Consider the following 13,307-nt stretch of genomic DNA (forward strand, 5'->3'; position numbering starts at 1 on the left):
GATCCCCGATCACGGTAACCGATCGTTAACCATAAAGGTCGACGATCAGAACCGTCCCCGGGGCATTTTTCCAATGACACTCAACGATGACGCTGGCCAATTCAGCAAATTTCACAGCCTCTTCACGTTTCATCTTGGAATCGCAGTCGCACTGGCGTGGGTAGCGTCGTTTTCCGCCTCGTTCTACGCTCCCTGGGTCCGCAACATTCGTCCTCTCCTCGACCCCAATTATTCCGGTCAGGTCGAGAGCACCTGGTCGTTCCTGTTCGTCTTCCCCACGGTTCTGGCGGCAGCCTGGCTGATGACCCTCTTCGGCCAGAACGCACTTCGCCAGTTCCAGATCCTGAAGAACCAGGCGATCGAGTTCGGCGTCGCGGCACTGGTTGCCTTTGTGCTGTTCTATCTCTCGATCGACCGCGCCGTCGCGGCTTTCACCCTCGGGCTCTGACGCGCGTTTGCCGTCGCCTTATGCTGCGCTAGAGTCGGATCCAGTTTCTTTGAATCTGATCCGGCTCTATCTTTTTGTTTTGGCGCATGATCTTTCGGCGAACCGGTATCCACTTACGTCAACGATGCGCGAACCACCCCGCCGTCGGAGTTGCTGACGGAAATCATGCTGCCTTTGAAAGACTGAGAGCCGTCATTCTCCCCTTCGGCACAGGACCGCGGGGGAGAAAGACCTTTCATGCTATCGCCGTCTTTGGCAGGGTGCGCACGCACGCATCTATTGACGGCGGATTTTCATGAACTGGCGCGACTACTGGAATCAGGACACCCCGATCTATTCCGGCGAGCGGCACAAGCTGCTGCATTACCGGCTGGTGGCAAACGACATCATCCGGCTGATTCCCTCACGAGAGGCGGTCGTGCTCGATTACGGCAGCGGCGAGGCGCTGTTCGCCGACCGGATCGCCGCGCAATGCGGCCATCTCTATCTCAGCGATGCGGCTCTTTTGGTGAGGGACCGCCTGCGCGAACGGCTCGCAGCCAATCCCAAGGTGACGATCCTTTCACCCGACGAGGTCGCGCCCCTCGCGGAGGCCTCGCTCGACCTCGTCGTGGTCAATTCCCTGCTGCAATATCTCGTGCTCGACGAGTTGCGCGGATTGCTGAAACTCTGGAAGAGCAAGCTCAGGAGCGACGGCCGACTGGTAATCGCGGACGTGGTGCCGCCGGGCCTCAGCCCGCTCGTGGACGCGAAGGCGCTGCTCTCGTTCGCGTGGCAAGGCGGCTTCCTGAAATCGGCCCTGCTCGGTCTCGGCCGCACCGCCTTCTCGGACTATCGCAAGATCCGCAACGAAATCGGGCTGGCGCAATACGGCGAGGCGGAGATGCTCGAGATCTTCGACGAGGCCGGGTTCCGGGCCGAGCGGTCGCAGCACAATCTGGGGCACAATCAGGCCCGGATGACATTCGTGGCAGAACCCAGTTGAACGACACGGCAACGCCGTCATTCCGGGGCGCGCGGAGGGCGAACCCGGAACCCATAAACGCCGACGGATCAAGAAAGAGCACCGACCGGTTGTGCTTCATTCGGCGGCGCCAGCGTTTATGGGTTCCGGGCTCCGCTCGCGCGGCCCCGGAATGACGGGTCTGCTAGGCCTCACGCGAACGTCCATGCTTTGTGCGCCAGAAAGCTCCACAGCATTACGATCCCGGTCGTCACCAGCTGCGCCGGCAGGTAGGGTGCTGCGAGCCATTCGGTGAAGGCGTGCATGAAGCCCCAGGTCAGCAGGAAACCGACGAGAGCCACCAGCGCGAAGCGCCAAGTCGCCTCCCGGTGCGGCCGGGCGCTCCCGTAGGTATGGCGGCGATTGAGCGCGTAGGAGACGAGCCCGCCCGCCACATAGCCGACGAGGGTGGCCGGCACCGGATGGGCAGCTGTTCCTTCCACAAGGGCGATCAGCAGGCCGTAATGGATGATCGCCGCAACAATTCCGACGCCGAAGAAGGCGGCGAATTGGCGAACGAGATGCCGAAATGGAGAGATTACCTGCACCGCCTTCCGTTAGCGACTTTCAGCGACGACGTCACGTTCTCCGTCAAGCGAGGAGGATCAGCTCCCGGCAGCACTTCGGCGCTGCTCGGCCTTGGCGACAATGTCCTCAAGGATCGAAATCGTTGCTGGGTCGGCCGATTTTAAGGTCTCTTTGCAGATAGCGAGAACCCGATCATAACGTCCCGCGTTCGAGGCAAGCGACCAGGCGGCCGCGAGACCGGTTGCAACGTTCTCCGGATCAGCGCGGCGAGACTTAAGTTTCGTCGCCTTTATGATGGTTCTGACCGGAGTGGCTCCCCCGGTCCCAAAAAATCTTCCCCAAAGGAAGTCTAGATCGCCGGGGTTGTTCACGACGGTAAGATCAGGCGAAGGAGCAGATCGTGGATCTCTCAAATCTTGCTTAAGAATGGAAAGCATTCGGTCTGACCAAACGCCTTTGATAAAGTTCGAAGCCTCCGGCTTGCGTGCGTACAAGAGCGCCTTGAGAACGATAGCCTGTTCCACCTCGTCGAGGGCGTGCCATTCACTCAGCATCGCTGAGATACGGCCTGGATTTTGCTCGAACACACCACTGAGGAAACCCAGAATAGGTGCTGGATGCGATATTCCCCCAGAACGCCTCGCCCGACCGATCGTCCTTAACAGTTCAGGAATTGCGCTCGGATCGGGAGCGACGTGATAGCCATTTGCCAAGGCTGTTCGTTGGGACGACCTGGGAACTCGACACGTTAGTGAGGCCGGCGAGCACGACGGCGGTTAGGATGATTAAAGCCACGGATCGCAAGCCGTTTCTCATGGCACCCCCCAATTTGCCGATCAGTTGTAGTTATAATATTGCGCAATGCCAAGAGAATCCGGTTTAATAAGCGCGGCCAGCTTTGAAATTGCCCAACGTCCGTGTAAGAGCCTCTCTCAACCTTCAATCTGACAACATCCCGGCTGCGCAGGAAGCGCCGCATCATGCGGCCGCGCGGCTGGACACGGGTGGCCATATGCCGAAACGGACCGACATCTCTTCCATTCTCATCATCGGCGCGGGCCCGATCATTATCGGGCAGGCTTGCGAGTTCGATTATTCGGGCACGCAGGCCGTGAAGGCGCTGAAGGAAGAGGGCTACCGAATCGTCCTGGTCAATTCGAACCCGGCAACGATCATGACGGATCCGGATCTGGCCGACGCCACCTATGTGGAGCCGATCACGCCCGAAATCGTCGCCAAGATCATCGAGAAGGAGCGTCCCGACGCCCTGCTGCCGACCATGGGCGGCCAGACGGCGCTGAACTGCGCCCTGTCGCTCAAGAAGATGGGCATTCTCGAGAAATACAACGTGGAGATGATCGGCGCGACGGCGGAGGCCATCGACAAGGCCGAGGACCGCCAGCTTTTCCGCGAGGCGATGACCAAGATCGGCCTCGATACCCCGAAATCCCGCCTCGCCAACGCTTCGGCGCTCAAGAAAGCCGACCGGGACGCCTACCTCGCCGAACTGGCGCGCCTGAATGCCCTCGATATGCATCCGGGCGACAAGAAGCGGACCATCGCCAGCTACGAGCTAAAATGGAATGCGGGCGAGAACGAACGCCGCAAGCGGTATCAGGAACATGCCATGGGCGAGGCCCTGCTGGCGCTCTCCGAAGTGGGCCTCCCGGCCATCCTGCGGCCATCCTTCACCATGGGCGGCACCGGCGGCGGCATCGCTTATAACCGCGAGGAATTTCTCGACATCGTCGAGCGGGGCCTCGATGCCTCGCCCACCAACGAGGTCCTGATCGAGGAGAGCGTGCTCGGCTGGAAGGAATACGAGATGGAGGTCGTCCGCGACAAGGCGGATAACTGCATCATCGTCTGCTCCATCGAGAACATCGACCCGATGGGCGTCCATACGGGCGATTCGATCACGGTCGCGCCGGCCCTGACGCTGACCGACAAGGAATACCAGATCATGCGCGACGCCTCGCTGGCGGTCCTGCGCGAGATCGGCGTCGAGACCGGCGGCTCCAACGTCCAGTTCGCGGTCAACCCCGAGAACGGCCGGATGATCGTCATCGAGATGAACCCGCGGGTGTCGCGCTCCTCGGCGCTGGCTTCCAAGGCGACGGGCTTTCCTATTGCCAAGGTCGCGGCGAAGCTTGCTGTCGGCTACACGATGGACGAGATCGCCAACGACATCACGGGCGGCGCGACCCCGGCGTCGTTCGAGCCCACCATCGACTACGTGGTGACCAAGATCCCACGTTTCGCCTTCGAGAAATTCCCGGGGGCCGAGCCGACGCTCACCACCGCCATGAAGTCGGTGGGCGAGGCCATGGCCATCGGCCGCACGTTGCCGGAATCGCTGCAGAAGGCCCTGCGTTCCCTCGAAACGGGTCTCCAGGGCCTCGACGAGATCGAGATCGAGGGCTTGGGCAAGGGCGACGACCGCAATGCCATCAAGGCGGCGTTGGGCACGCCCACGCCCGACCGGCTGTTGAAGGTCGCGCAGGCCCTGCGTCTCGGCGTCAGCCACGACGACGTCTATGAGAGCTGCAAGATCGACCGCTGGTTTCTGGAGCAATTGCAGGCCATCGTCGATCTGGAGGCCAAGGTGAAGGCGCACGGCCTGCCGCAAACGCCCGGCGCCTTCCGCCATCTCAAGGCCATGGGCTTCTCGGATGCGCGGCTCGCGGTTCTCACTCACACGACCGAAGTCGAGGTCCGGACCCTGCGCCGCTCGCTCGCGGTGCGTCCGGTCTTCAAGCGGATCGACACCTGCGCGGCCGAGTTCGCCTCGCCGACCGCCTACATGTACTCGACCTACACGGCGCCTTTCGCCGGGGTGCCCGCCGATGAGGCGGCGCCGTCGGATGCCAAAAAAGTCATTATCCTCGGCGGCGGGCCGAACCGGATCGGCCAAGGCATCGAGTTCGATTATTGCTGCTGCCACGCCTGCTTCGCGCTGAAGGATGCGGGCTACGAGACCATCATGGTCAATTGCAATCCCGAGACCGTCTCGACCGATTACGACACCTCCGACCGGCTCTATTTCGAGCCCCTGACGGAGGAGGACGTGCTTGAGATCATCGAGACCGAACGCTCCAAGGGGACGCTCCTTGGCGTCATCGTGCAGTTCGGTGGCCAGACTCCGCTGAAACTCGCGCGTGCGTTGGAGGAAAACAACGTCCCGATCCTCGGCACCTCGCCGGACGCCATCGATCTCGCCGAGGACCGGGACCGTTTCAAGCGTCTGCTCGACAAGCTGCATCTGAAGCAGCCCAAGAACGGCATCGCCTATTCGGTCGAGCAGAGCCGCCTGATCGCGAGCGACCTCGGCCTGCCTTTCGTGGTGCGGCCGTCCTACGTCCTCGGCGGCCGGGCGATGGCGATCATCCGCGACGAGGCCCAGTTCGAGGATTATCTGCTGGGCACCCTGCCGAGCTTGATCCCGTCGGACGTGAAATCGCGCTATCCCAACGACAAGACCGGCCAGATCAACACCGTGCTGGGCAAGAACCCCCTGCTCTTCGACCGCTACCTCTCGGACGCCATCGAGGTGGACGTGGATTGCCTCTCGGACGGCAAGGACGTTTTCGTTGCCGGCATCATGGAGCATATCGAGGAAGCGGGCATTCATTCCGGCGACTCGGCGTGTTCGCTGCCGCCGCGCTCCCTGTCCGCGGAGACCTTGGCCGAACTGGAGCGCCAGACGAAGGCGCTGGCACTGGCGCTGGACGTCGGCGGCCTCATGAACGTCCAATACGCGATCAAAAATGGCGACATCTACGTGCTTGAGGTGAACCCGCGCGCCTCGCGCACCATTCCGTTTGTCGCAAAGGTCATCGGCGAGCCGATCGCCAAGATTGCGGCCCGCATCATGGCCGGCGAAAGCCTCGCGAGTTTCGGGCTCGTGGCGAAGGAATTCGACCATATCGGCGTCAAGGAAGCGGTGTTTCCGTTTGCCCGGTTCCCCGGGGTAGACGTCCTGCTCGGCCCTGAGATGCGCTCGACTGGCGAAGTCATCGGCCTCGACCGCAGTTTCGGCGTGGCCTTCGCCAAGAGCCAGCTCGGCTCCGGGACCCACGTTCCGAAGACCGGCGCGCTGTTCGTATCCGTCCGGGACAGCGACAAGGCGCGGATCCTGCCGACCGTCCGGGCGCTGGAGGAAAGCGGCTTCCAGATCGTCGCCACCAGCGGTACCCAGAAATTTCTGGTGGAGAATGGCGTGAAGACGAGCCGCATCAACAAGGTGCTGGAGGGCCGGCCTCACGTGGTCGACGCCATCAAGAACGGCGACATCCAGCTCGTCTTCAACACCACCGAGGGGGCGGGGGCGCTGTCAGATTCCCGTTCGCTGCGCCAGGCCGCCCTCTTGCATAAGGTGCCCTACTATACCACTCTTGCAGGGTCGATCGCAGCAGCCGAGGGTATAAAAGCCTATCTCGGCGGCGATCTTGAGGTTCGGCCGCTTCAGGACTATTTCGCCTGAGGCGTCAGCCTCTCAAGGAACTGCGAAGCTTCACGGAAGTTTTCGTTGATCAGCGAGGGCGTCGGAAACGGCGGCCTCGTACCTCTTTTTGAACGAGACGAACGATGGAAAAGGTCCCTCTGACAATCAACGGTCATGCAGCGCTCGAGGAAGAACTCAAGCAGCGGCAACAGGTCGATCGACCGCGGATCATTCAGGCGATCTCGGAAGCGCGCGCGCTGGGCGATCTGTCGGAAAATGCCGAGTATCATGCCGCCAAGGAAGCGCAATCCCTCAACGAGGGGCGCGTGCTTGAGCTGGAGAGCCTGATTTCGCGCGCCGAAGTCATCGACGTGGCGAAGCTGTCCGGCGACCGAATCAAGTTCGGCGCGGTGGTGCGGCTTGTCGATGAGGACACCGAGGAAGAGAAAACCTACCAGATCGTCGGCGACCCGGAAGCGGACGTCCGCTCGGGACGGGTATCGATTTCCTCTCCCATCGCCCGCGCCCTGATGGGCAAGACTGTCGGGGATACCGTCGAGGTGACGACCCCCGGCGGCGGGAAATCCTACGAGGTCGTTGGCGTCAAGTTCGGCTAACAATATCAACAGCGAGGGGGCAGGAGATGAGGGTTCAGATCATGCCTTGCCCCTCGCGCCGCGGCTTTATCCTCGGGCTGACTGCCCTTTCTGTCGCGGCGCCCCTCCCCGCCACGGCCCAGGCCTTCCCGCAATTCTTCTCATCCCTGTCGGTGGATGTGAGCGTGCTCAAGGCGAAGGGGCTCGGGCCCTTCGCCGATCTCGTCGCGGCAGCGACGCTCGATGAACTCCGGCGCTCTTTCGGTGACCGGATCGATCCGCGCGGCCCTCGCCTCGTCGTGCGTATCACGGGGGTCGTCCTGACCGCGTTCCCCGACGGCGGTGGAGAGCGGTGGTGGGGCGGAGGCCCGGGCGGCGGCGGGACCGATTCGGTCAGCGGCGAAGCTCTGGCGATCGGGCCGCGCGGCGAAGTCATCGCCCGGCACCCGCAACTGGCGGTTCTCGATGTCCGCACCAGCGCCCTGACCCCGAACGAGCAGGGCCGCGCGGTGGCGGTCGCCCGACATTATGTCCGATGGCTTCGGCGGGACTTGATCAGCTAATCTCGGCCGCAGCTTCAATCGGAATCAGCGGCTCGTCCTTGATCATGTCGAGCGCCAGCGCCGTGCGCACGTTCCGGACGTTTGCGAGCGAGGTCAGATCGGAGACGAAACTCTGGAAGGCGCCCAGATTGGGCGCGACGCATTTCAGGATGAAGTCGATATCGCCGGAGAGCTTCCAGCATTCGCGCACCACCGTCCATCCGGTGATGTGGTCCTCGAATGCCTTGAGTTCAGTCTGCCCCTGGACCGACAATTGCACCATGGCGAAGCACACGATCTCGAAGCCGAGCGCCTTGGGATCGAGCATCGCCCGGTAGGCCTTGATGATTCCGGAACTTTCAAGCGCCCGCACCCGCCGCAGGCACGGGGGTGCCGAGAGGCCCACGCGCCGCGCCAGCTCCACATTGGTGATGCTGCCGTCGGCCTGCAGTTCCTTCAGAATGGCCCAGTCGATGGAATCGAGACGTCCGCGCACGTGATCTCCGGGAAAAGCTCGTCTGTGGTGACTAGACGGTGTAGACGGTGGACACAAGCAGCCCTCGCCCCGTCATCGCAACGAACCTCATGAACTCCACAGGCACCTTGATCGATTCTTGCGCAGACCCGTCCACATGATGTCCCTTTCTCCCCTGACAGCGTGGGTTCTGACGGATGGCAAGGCCGGGGACGAACTGCAGGCGCTGAGCGTCGCGGAGGCGCTCGGGCTCGATCCGGAGATCCGTCGCGTCCGCCCCCGGCCGCCCTTCAGCTGGTTCATGCCCTGGGGGCCCATCGATCCGCGCGAACGCCCGGGCGCTCACAATTCACCGCTGGCCCCCCCTTTCCCCGACCTTCTCATCGCATCCGGCCGACGGTCGGTGCCCTATTTGCGATTCGCGCGGCACGCCTCGGGAGGGCGGACCTTCACGGTGTTTCTGAAGGACCCTCGGACCGGCCCTTCCGCCGCCGACTTCATTTGGGCGCCGAGCTACGACCGGATCCGCGGGCCGAATGTCCTCAACACGCTCACGCCGCCCCACCGGATTTCGCCCGAGCGGCTCGCCGAGGCGCGGGCAGCGCCCGATGGGCGGCTCGCAGGCCTGCCCCATCCTCGGGTGGCGGTGCTGGTGGGCGGCGACAGCCGCCATCACCGCTTTGCCGGCGAGGACATTGCGCGCTTCGCCGACGATCTGACGGCGTTGGCCGGGACCGGTGCCGGGCTGATGATGACGGCCTCGCGCCGCACTCCCGAGGCATTGCGCCAGCGCCTGATCGCGTTGGCGAAGGCCCATGGCGGCTTCTTCTGGGACGGCGAAGGCTCAAACCCCTACGTGGCGCTGCTGGCCCTGGCGGATTTCATCGTCGTCACGGCGGATTCGTTCAACATGATCGGCGAAGCCGCGGCGACGGGCGTTCCCGTGCTGGTCTTCGAGCCGCATGGCGGCCATCCCAAGCTCGACACCTTCCTGCGGGCTTTGAAAGCCGAGGGAATTGTGCATGCTTTCAGGGGTCGTCTTGAAGGCACCCCCTACGAGCCCTTAAATTCAACCTTTGACATCGCCAACGCCATCGCCAGAGGCGTGGCTTCCCATCGCCGCGCCCTCGGTCTTGCCGATGCGTCCGATGGACCGGAGAGACCTTGATGGCCCATACCCACGCCAAGCTTATCATCATCGGCTCCGGCCCAGCCGGCTACACGGCGGCGATCTACGGTGCCCGCGCCATGCTTGAACCGTTGCTCATCTCCGGCTTCCAGCCCGGCGGGCAGTTGATGATCACCACCGATGTGGAGAATTACCCCGGCTTCGCGGATGTGATCCAGGGTCCCTGGCTCATGGAACAGATGCGGATGCAGGCCGAGCATGTGGGCACCCGGATGATCGCCGATCACGTGGTGAAGGCGGATCTCAGCCAACGCCCGTTCCGGCTGGAGGCCGATTCCGGCGCCACCTTCACGTGCGATTCGCTCGTCATCGCCACCGGCGCCCAGGCCAAATGGCTCGGCTTGCCCTCCGAGGCGAAGTTTCAGGGCTTCGGGGTCTCGGCCTGCGCCACCTGCGACGGCTTTTTCTTCCGCGGCAAGGAAGTCGTGGTGGTCGGCGGCGGCAACACGGCGGTCGAGGAGGCCCTCTACCTCGCCAATCTTGCCGCCAAGGTGGTGGTCGTCCACCGCCGCGATTCGTTCCGGGCCGAGAAGATTTTGCAGGACCGGCTCTTCAAGCACCCGAATATCGAAGTCATCTGGAATTCGGCCGTTGAGGATATCGGTGGCGATGCGGCGCCCCTCTCCGTCACCCATGTGAAATTGAAGAACGTCGTGTCGGGCCAGATTTCCGAACTGCGAACCGACGGCGTCTTCGTCGCCATCGGCCACAAGCCGTCGACCGAGCTCTTCGTCGGTCAGCTCGACATGAAGCCCGGCGGCTATCTCCAGACGAAACCCGGTTCGACCGCCACCAATATCCCGGGCGTCTTCGCGGCGGGTGACGTGGCGGACGATGTCTACCGGCAGGCGGTGACGGCAGCGGGTCTCGGCTGCATGGCGGCGCTCGAATCCGAGCGCTACCTGCAGGCAATCGAACTGACGCAGCAGGCGGCCGAATAGCCCGCCCGCGTTGGGGTTTGGAAAATATGTTAACCGTTCGGGCGGAATTCCTATTGTATCCAGCGGGCTCTCGCAGGACATAAGGCACAACCGGCCACGCGTGCGCTGGACACAAGGAACACGTCGTGGATTGGGACAAAATCCGGATTTTCTACACCGTCGCGGAGGCTGGCAGCTTCACCCGCGCCGGTGAGGATCTCGGCCTGAGCCAGTCCGCCGTGAGCCGCCAGATCAGTGCCCTCGAGCGCGAGCTGCGCGCCCCGCTTTTTCACCGCCATGCCCGCGGACTGATCCTGACCGAGCAGGGCGACCTATTGTTTCGCGCGGCCCGCGACATGCGGATGCGGCTCGAGACCACGAAGGCTCGCCTAGTCGATACCAGCGAGCGCCCGTCCGGCACCCTGAAAGTCACCACCACGGTTGGCCTCGGCTCGATCTGGCTGGCGCAGAGGATCGGTGAATTTCTCGATCTCTATCCGGATGTCCGCGTCGAACTGATTCTCAACAACGAGGAACTGGACCTCGCCATGCGCGAGGCCGACGTGGCGATCCGCCTGCGCCGTCCGGCCCAGCCGGATCTGATCCAGCGCCGTCTCTTCACGATCCATTTCCACGTTTACGCATCGACGGATTATCTCAAGCGCTTCGGCGAACCGGCCACGATCGCCGATCTGGACAAGCACAGGATCGTCTCGTTCGGCGGTCAGGAGCCATCGTATCTTTTGGCCGTGCACTGGCTGTCGACGGCGGGGCGCGACGGGATGGAGCCGCGCCAATATCACTACATGGTCAACAACATCACGGCGCTGAAGCTCGCGGTTGAAACCGGAGCCGGCATCGCCGTGCTGCCGGATTATGCGGTGGTGGGAAATCCGAACCTGACGCAGATTCTGCGCGACGTGGAAATGCCCTCGCTCGACAGCTATCTCGTCTATGCCGAAGAAATGCGCTCGGTTGCGCGCGTGCAGGCGTTTCGCGATTTCCTCATCACGAAAGCGCAGCGCTGGACATTCTAATCAGCCAAGCTTGGCAACGTGACCTTTTTGTGGCGGCTCACGATATGAGCCATGCACTCGCTGCAGCCCTTTTATGATGCATGCTGCATTGCAAAAGAGCACGATGCAGCCGATATCAGCATTGGTCGAATTCAACGCGGCATCACTTTCTTCCTCCCGGTGATACCGCGTCGGCCGTTCCCTCTGGAAGGTTTTGACTCTCTTTAGTCGGACCTCTACTTTGCCGGGCCTCGTGCCCGGCTTTTTTTTGCGTTGTCGAGATGCCGCGCACTTCTCCGCTCCGGTAACATCGCCTCAGCGGTGGCTCGCGACTTCGTCCTTGAGCGCGCGTCTCAACACTTTGCCTACGTTCGTCTTCGGCAGCGTGTCGCGAAACTCGATTCGCTTCGGCACCTTGTAGGCCGTGAGATTGTCGCGACAGAACTGCCGGAGAGCATCGACGGTGAGTGCCGGATCCTTGCGCACCACGTAAGCCGCCACGAGTTCTCCGCCCTCGCCGTCAGGCACGCCAATCACCGCCGATTCCATCACGCCCGGATGCATCGCGATCACATCCTCGACCTCGTTGGGATAGACGTTGAAGCCGGAAATCAGGATCATGTCCTTCATGCGGTCGACGATCTTCACCTGTCCGTCAGGGAGAATGACCGCTACGTCGCCAGTCCGGAAAAACCCATCGGGTGTCCTGGCCTTCGCGGTCTCTTCGGGCTTTTGCCAATAGCCCGCCATCACCTGCGGCCCCTTCACGCACAATTCGCCGCGCTCGCCGAACGGCAGGACCGCATTGTCCGGCGCGCGAACGGAAATATCGGTCGACGGCACGGGATAACCGATGGTTCCGGTAAACTCCTTGATGTCCAGGCGATTGACGCAAACCACCGGAGAGGTTTCCGAAAGGCCGTATCCCTCGATAATCGGCGAGCCGCTGACCTCCTGCCACTTCTTTGCGACCGACGCCTGCGTTGCCATACCGCCGGAAATCACAAACACGAGGTGCGAGAAATCCACGTCCTCGATGCCCGGCGCATGCGCCAATGCGTTGTAGAGCGTGTTGACGCCGCACATGAGCGTGAAAGGACGCGCTCTCAACGTCTTCACGAAGCCCGGAATGTCGCGCGGATTTGTAATCAACAACTGGCATCCGCCGATCCTCAGCATCAGCAGCGCACAGGCCGTCAATCCAAAGATGTGATAGAGCGGCAAGGCCGTGACCATCACGTGATCGGTGCGCTCCCCGAAATACGGCACCATCCACGCCTCGCATTGCATCACGTTCGCCACCACGTTGCGATGGAGCAGCATTGCGCCTTTGGCCACGCCGGTCGTGCCGCCGGTATATTGCAGGAACGCGATATCATCCGGCGAGACATCAATCGCCGTGGGCGGCTTTTGCGCACCTTTGGACATCACATCCCTGAACGGGATCGCGCCGGCGAGCGTGAACGGCTTGACGGCCTTCTTCACATAACGCGACACGAGATTGATGATCGACCCCTTCAACCCGAGCAGGTCACCAGGTTTCACGATGACGATCTGATCGAGCTTCAGATCGGCCTCCGCCGCTTCGACCGTGGCTGCGAAATTCTCGAGTACGAACAGAAGGCGCGCACCGGAATCGCGCATCTGCTGGACCAGTTCGCGCGGCGTATAGAGCGGGTTGATGTTGACGACCGTCGCACCAGCGTTGAGCACGCCGTACAGGATCGGCGGGTAGGCCATCACGTTGGGCAGCATGATGGCGACCCGGTCGCCTTTTCCGATGCCGAGGCTCTGCAGCCACGAGGTCACTTTTGCAGCCTCGCGTCCAAGCTCCGCATAGGTCATCTGCTTGCCGAAACTTTCAACCGCCGGCCGGTCCGCGTAGGCGGTGACGCCGTGCCGGAAGAAGTCCACGAGCGTGCCGATCTGTGTCTCGTCGATCGTGTGCGGAACCTTGGGAGGATAGGATTTCAGCCAGGGGCGCGACGCCGACGCGGAGGCGGAAATTGCGGTTTCGGAACCTGGCGCGGCCGCCGACCCAGTGACGTTCATATGATATTTCCTCCGCAGTGACGCGGTCGCATGACGGGAGATGATGTCTCCTCTGGGATTTAACTTGGCGCGGCGGAGGAAGTTTGTCGATGGC

12 protein-coding genes are annotated in these 13,307 nt (G+C 62.4%); 8 read left to right on the top strand and 4 right to left on the bottom strand.

Translation table 11 applies throughout. The features are described 5' to 3' along the window. Positions 1 to 73 precede the first annotated feature (73 nt). Both FEZ63_RS11770 and FEZ63_RS11775 read left to right on the top strand, forming a co-directional pair. Positions 74 to 448, top strand: coding sequence for a hypothetical protein (locus FEZ63_RS11770; RefSeq protein ID WP_150944569.1), 375 nt, complete (start codon positions 74 to 76; stop codon positions 446 to 448). 295 nt (positions 449 to 743) lie between these two features. Continuing rightward, on the top strand, positions 744 to 1,433 hold the full coding sequence (locus FEZ63_RS11775) for a class I SAM-dependent methyltransferase (RefSeq protein ID WP_150944571.1): 690 nt from the start codon (positions 744 to 746) through the stop codon (positions 1,431 to 1,433). Between the two features lie 170 nt (positions 1,434 to 1,603). On the opposite strand, the gene FEZ63_RS11780 is transcribed toward FEZ63_RS11775, so the two are convergent. Next, the gene (locus FEZ63_RS11780; protein WP_244622761.1) at positions 1,604 to 1,999 is read right to left on the bottom strand and encodes a GtrA family protein; all 396 of its coding nucleotides are present in this window, start codon (positions 1,997 to 1,999) and stop codon (positions 1,604 to 1,606) included. A gap of 57 nt (positions 2,000 to 2,056) precedes the next feature. Then, positions 2,057 to 2,692, bottom strand: a complete 636-nt coding sequence (locus FEZ63_RS11785) for a hypothetical protein (RefSeq protein ID WP_150944573.1) — start codon at positions 2,690 to 2,692, stop codon at positions 2,057 to 2,059. A gap of 299 nt (positions 2,693 to 2,991) precedes the next feature. Between FEZ63_RS11785 and carB the strand changes: the two genes are divergently transcribed. The 3 genes from carB (at position 2,992) to FEZ63_RS11800 (ending at position 7,582) form a co-directional block, all read left to right on the top strand. Continuing rightward, positions 2,992 to 6,462, top strand: coding sequence for a carbamoyl-phosphate synthase large subunit (carB, locus tag FEZ63_RS11790; RefSeq protein ID WP_150944575.1), 3,471 nt, complete (start codon positions 2,992 to 2,994; stop codon positions 6,460 to 6,462). Between the two features lie 104 nt (positions 6,463 to 6,566). Beyond that, positions 6,567 to 7,040: a transcription elongation factor GreA gene (gene greA / locus FEZ63_RS11795; protein WP_150944577.1), complete on the top strand. Its 474-nt coding sequence runs from the start codon at positions 6,567 to 6,569 to the stop codon at positions 7,038 to 7,040. 26 nt (positions 7,041 to 7,066) lie between these two features. Then, positions 7,067 to 7,582 carry a hypothetical protein gene (locus FEZ63_RS11800; RefSeq protein WP_150944580.1) on the top strand — a complete coding sequence of 172 codons (516 nt, stop codon included), beginning with the start codon at positions 7,067 to 7,069 and terminating at the stop codon, positions 7,580 to 7,582. Here the strand turns inward: FEZ63_RS11800 and FEZ63_RS11805 are convergent. Then, entirely contained in the window at positions 7,575 to 8,057 is a 483-nt protein-coding gene (locus FEZ63_RS11805) for an Lrp/AsnC family transcriptional regulator (RefSeq protein WP_150944582.1), read from the bottom strand. The genes FEZ63_RS11800 and FEZ63_RS11805 overlap by 8 nt on opposite strands. Before the next feature lie 136 nt (positions 8,058 to 8,193). Between FEZ63_RS11805 and FEZ63_RS11810 the strand changes: the two genes are divergently transcribed. From FEZ63_RS11810 to FEZ63_RS11820, 3 genes are all read left to right on the top strand, one after another. Beyond that, the gene (locus FEZ63_RS11810; protein WP_150944584.1) at positions 8,194 to 9,204 is read left to right on the top strand and encodes a mitochondrial fission ELM1 family protein; all 1,011 of its coding nucleotides are present in this window, start codon (positions 8,194 to 8,196) and stop codon (positions 9,202 to 9,204) included. After that, positions 9,204 to 10,166, top strand: coding sequence for a thioredoxin-disulfide reductase (gene trxB / locus FEZ63_RS11815; RefSeq protein ID WP_150944586.1), 963 nt, complete (start codon positions 9,204 to 9,206; stop codon positions 10,164 to 10,166). The genes FEZ63_RS11810 and trxB overlap by 1 nt, the downstream gene beginning before the upstream one ends. A gap of 125 nt (positions 10,167 to 10,291) precedes the next feature. Next, on the top strand, positions 10,292 to 11,182 hold the full coding sequence (locus tag FEZ63_RS11820) for a LysR family transcriptional regulator (RefSeq protein WP_150944588.1): 891 nt from the start codon (positions 10,292 to 10,294) through the stop codon (positions 11,180 to 11,182). A gap of 294 nt (positions 11,183 to 11,476) precedes the next feature. Here the strand turns inward: FEZ63_RS11820 and FEZ63_RS11825 are convergent, their stop codons facing one another. Then, on the bottom strand, positions 11,477 to 13,213 hold the full coding sequence (locus tag FEZ63_RS11825) for an AMP-binding protein (protein ID WP_150944591.1): 1,737 nt from the start codon (positions 13,211 to 13,213) through the stop codon (positions 11,477 to 11,479). Positions 13,214 to 13,307: the final 94 nt, after the last annotated feature.

It is taken from the genome of Microvirga brassicacearum, from assembly GCF_008757455.1.
Classification (GTDB): domain Bacteria; phylum Pseudomonadota; class Alphaproteobacteria; order Rhizobiales; family Beijerinckiaceae; genus Microvirga; species Microvirga brassicacearum.

What these genes read in the sequence shown, in the direction of transcription:
- FEZ63_RS11770 (WP_150944569.1), top strand. Translation starts at nt 74, where the DNA reads ATGACACTCAACGATGACGCTGGCCAATTCAGCAAATTTCACAGCCTC.
- FEZ63_RS11775 (WP_150944571.1), top strand. Translation starts at nt 744, where the DNA reads ATGAACTGGCGCGACTACTGGAATCAGGACACCCCGATCTATTCCGGC.
- carB (WP_150944575.1), top strand. Translation starts at nt 2,992, where the DNA reads ATGCCGAAACGGACCGACATCTCTTCCATTCTCATCATCGGCGCGGGC.
- greA (WP_150944577.1), top strand. Translation starts at nt 6,567, where the DNA reads ATGGAAAAGGTCCCTCTGACAATCAACGGTCATGCAGCGCTCGAGGAA.
- FEZ63_RS11800 (WP_150944580.1), top strand. Translation starts at nt 7,067, where the DNA reads ATGAGGGTTCAGATCATGCCTTGCCCCTCGCGCCGCGGCTTTATCCTC.
- FEZ63_RS11810 (WP_150944584.1), top strand. Translation starts at nt 8,194, where the DNA reads ATGATGTCCCTTTCTCCCCTGACAGCGTGGGTTCTGACGGATGGCAAG.
- trxB (WP_150944586.1), top strand. Translation starts at nt 9,204, where the DNA reads ATGGCCCATACCCACGCCAAGCTTATCATCATCGGCTCCGGCCCAGCC.
- FEZ63_RS11825 (WP_150944591.1), bottom strand. Translation starts at nt 13,213, where the DNA reads ATGAACGTCACTGGGTCGGCGGCCGCGCCAGGTTCCGAAACCGCAATT.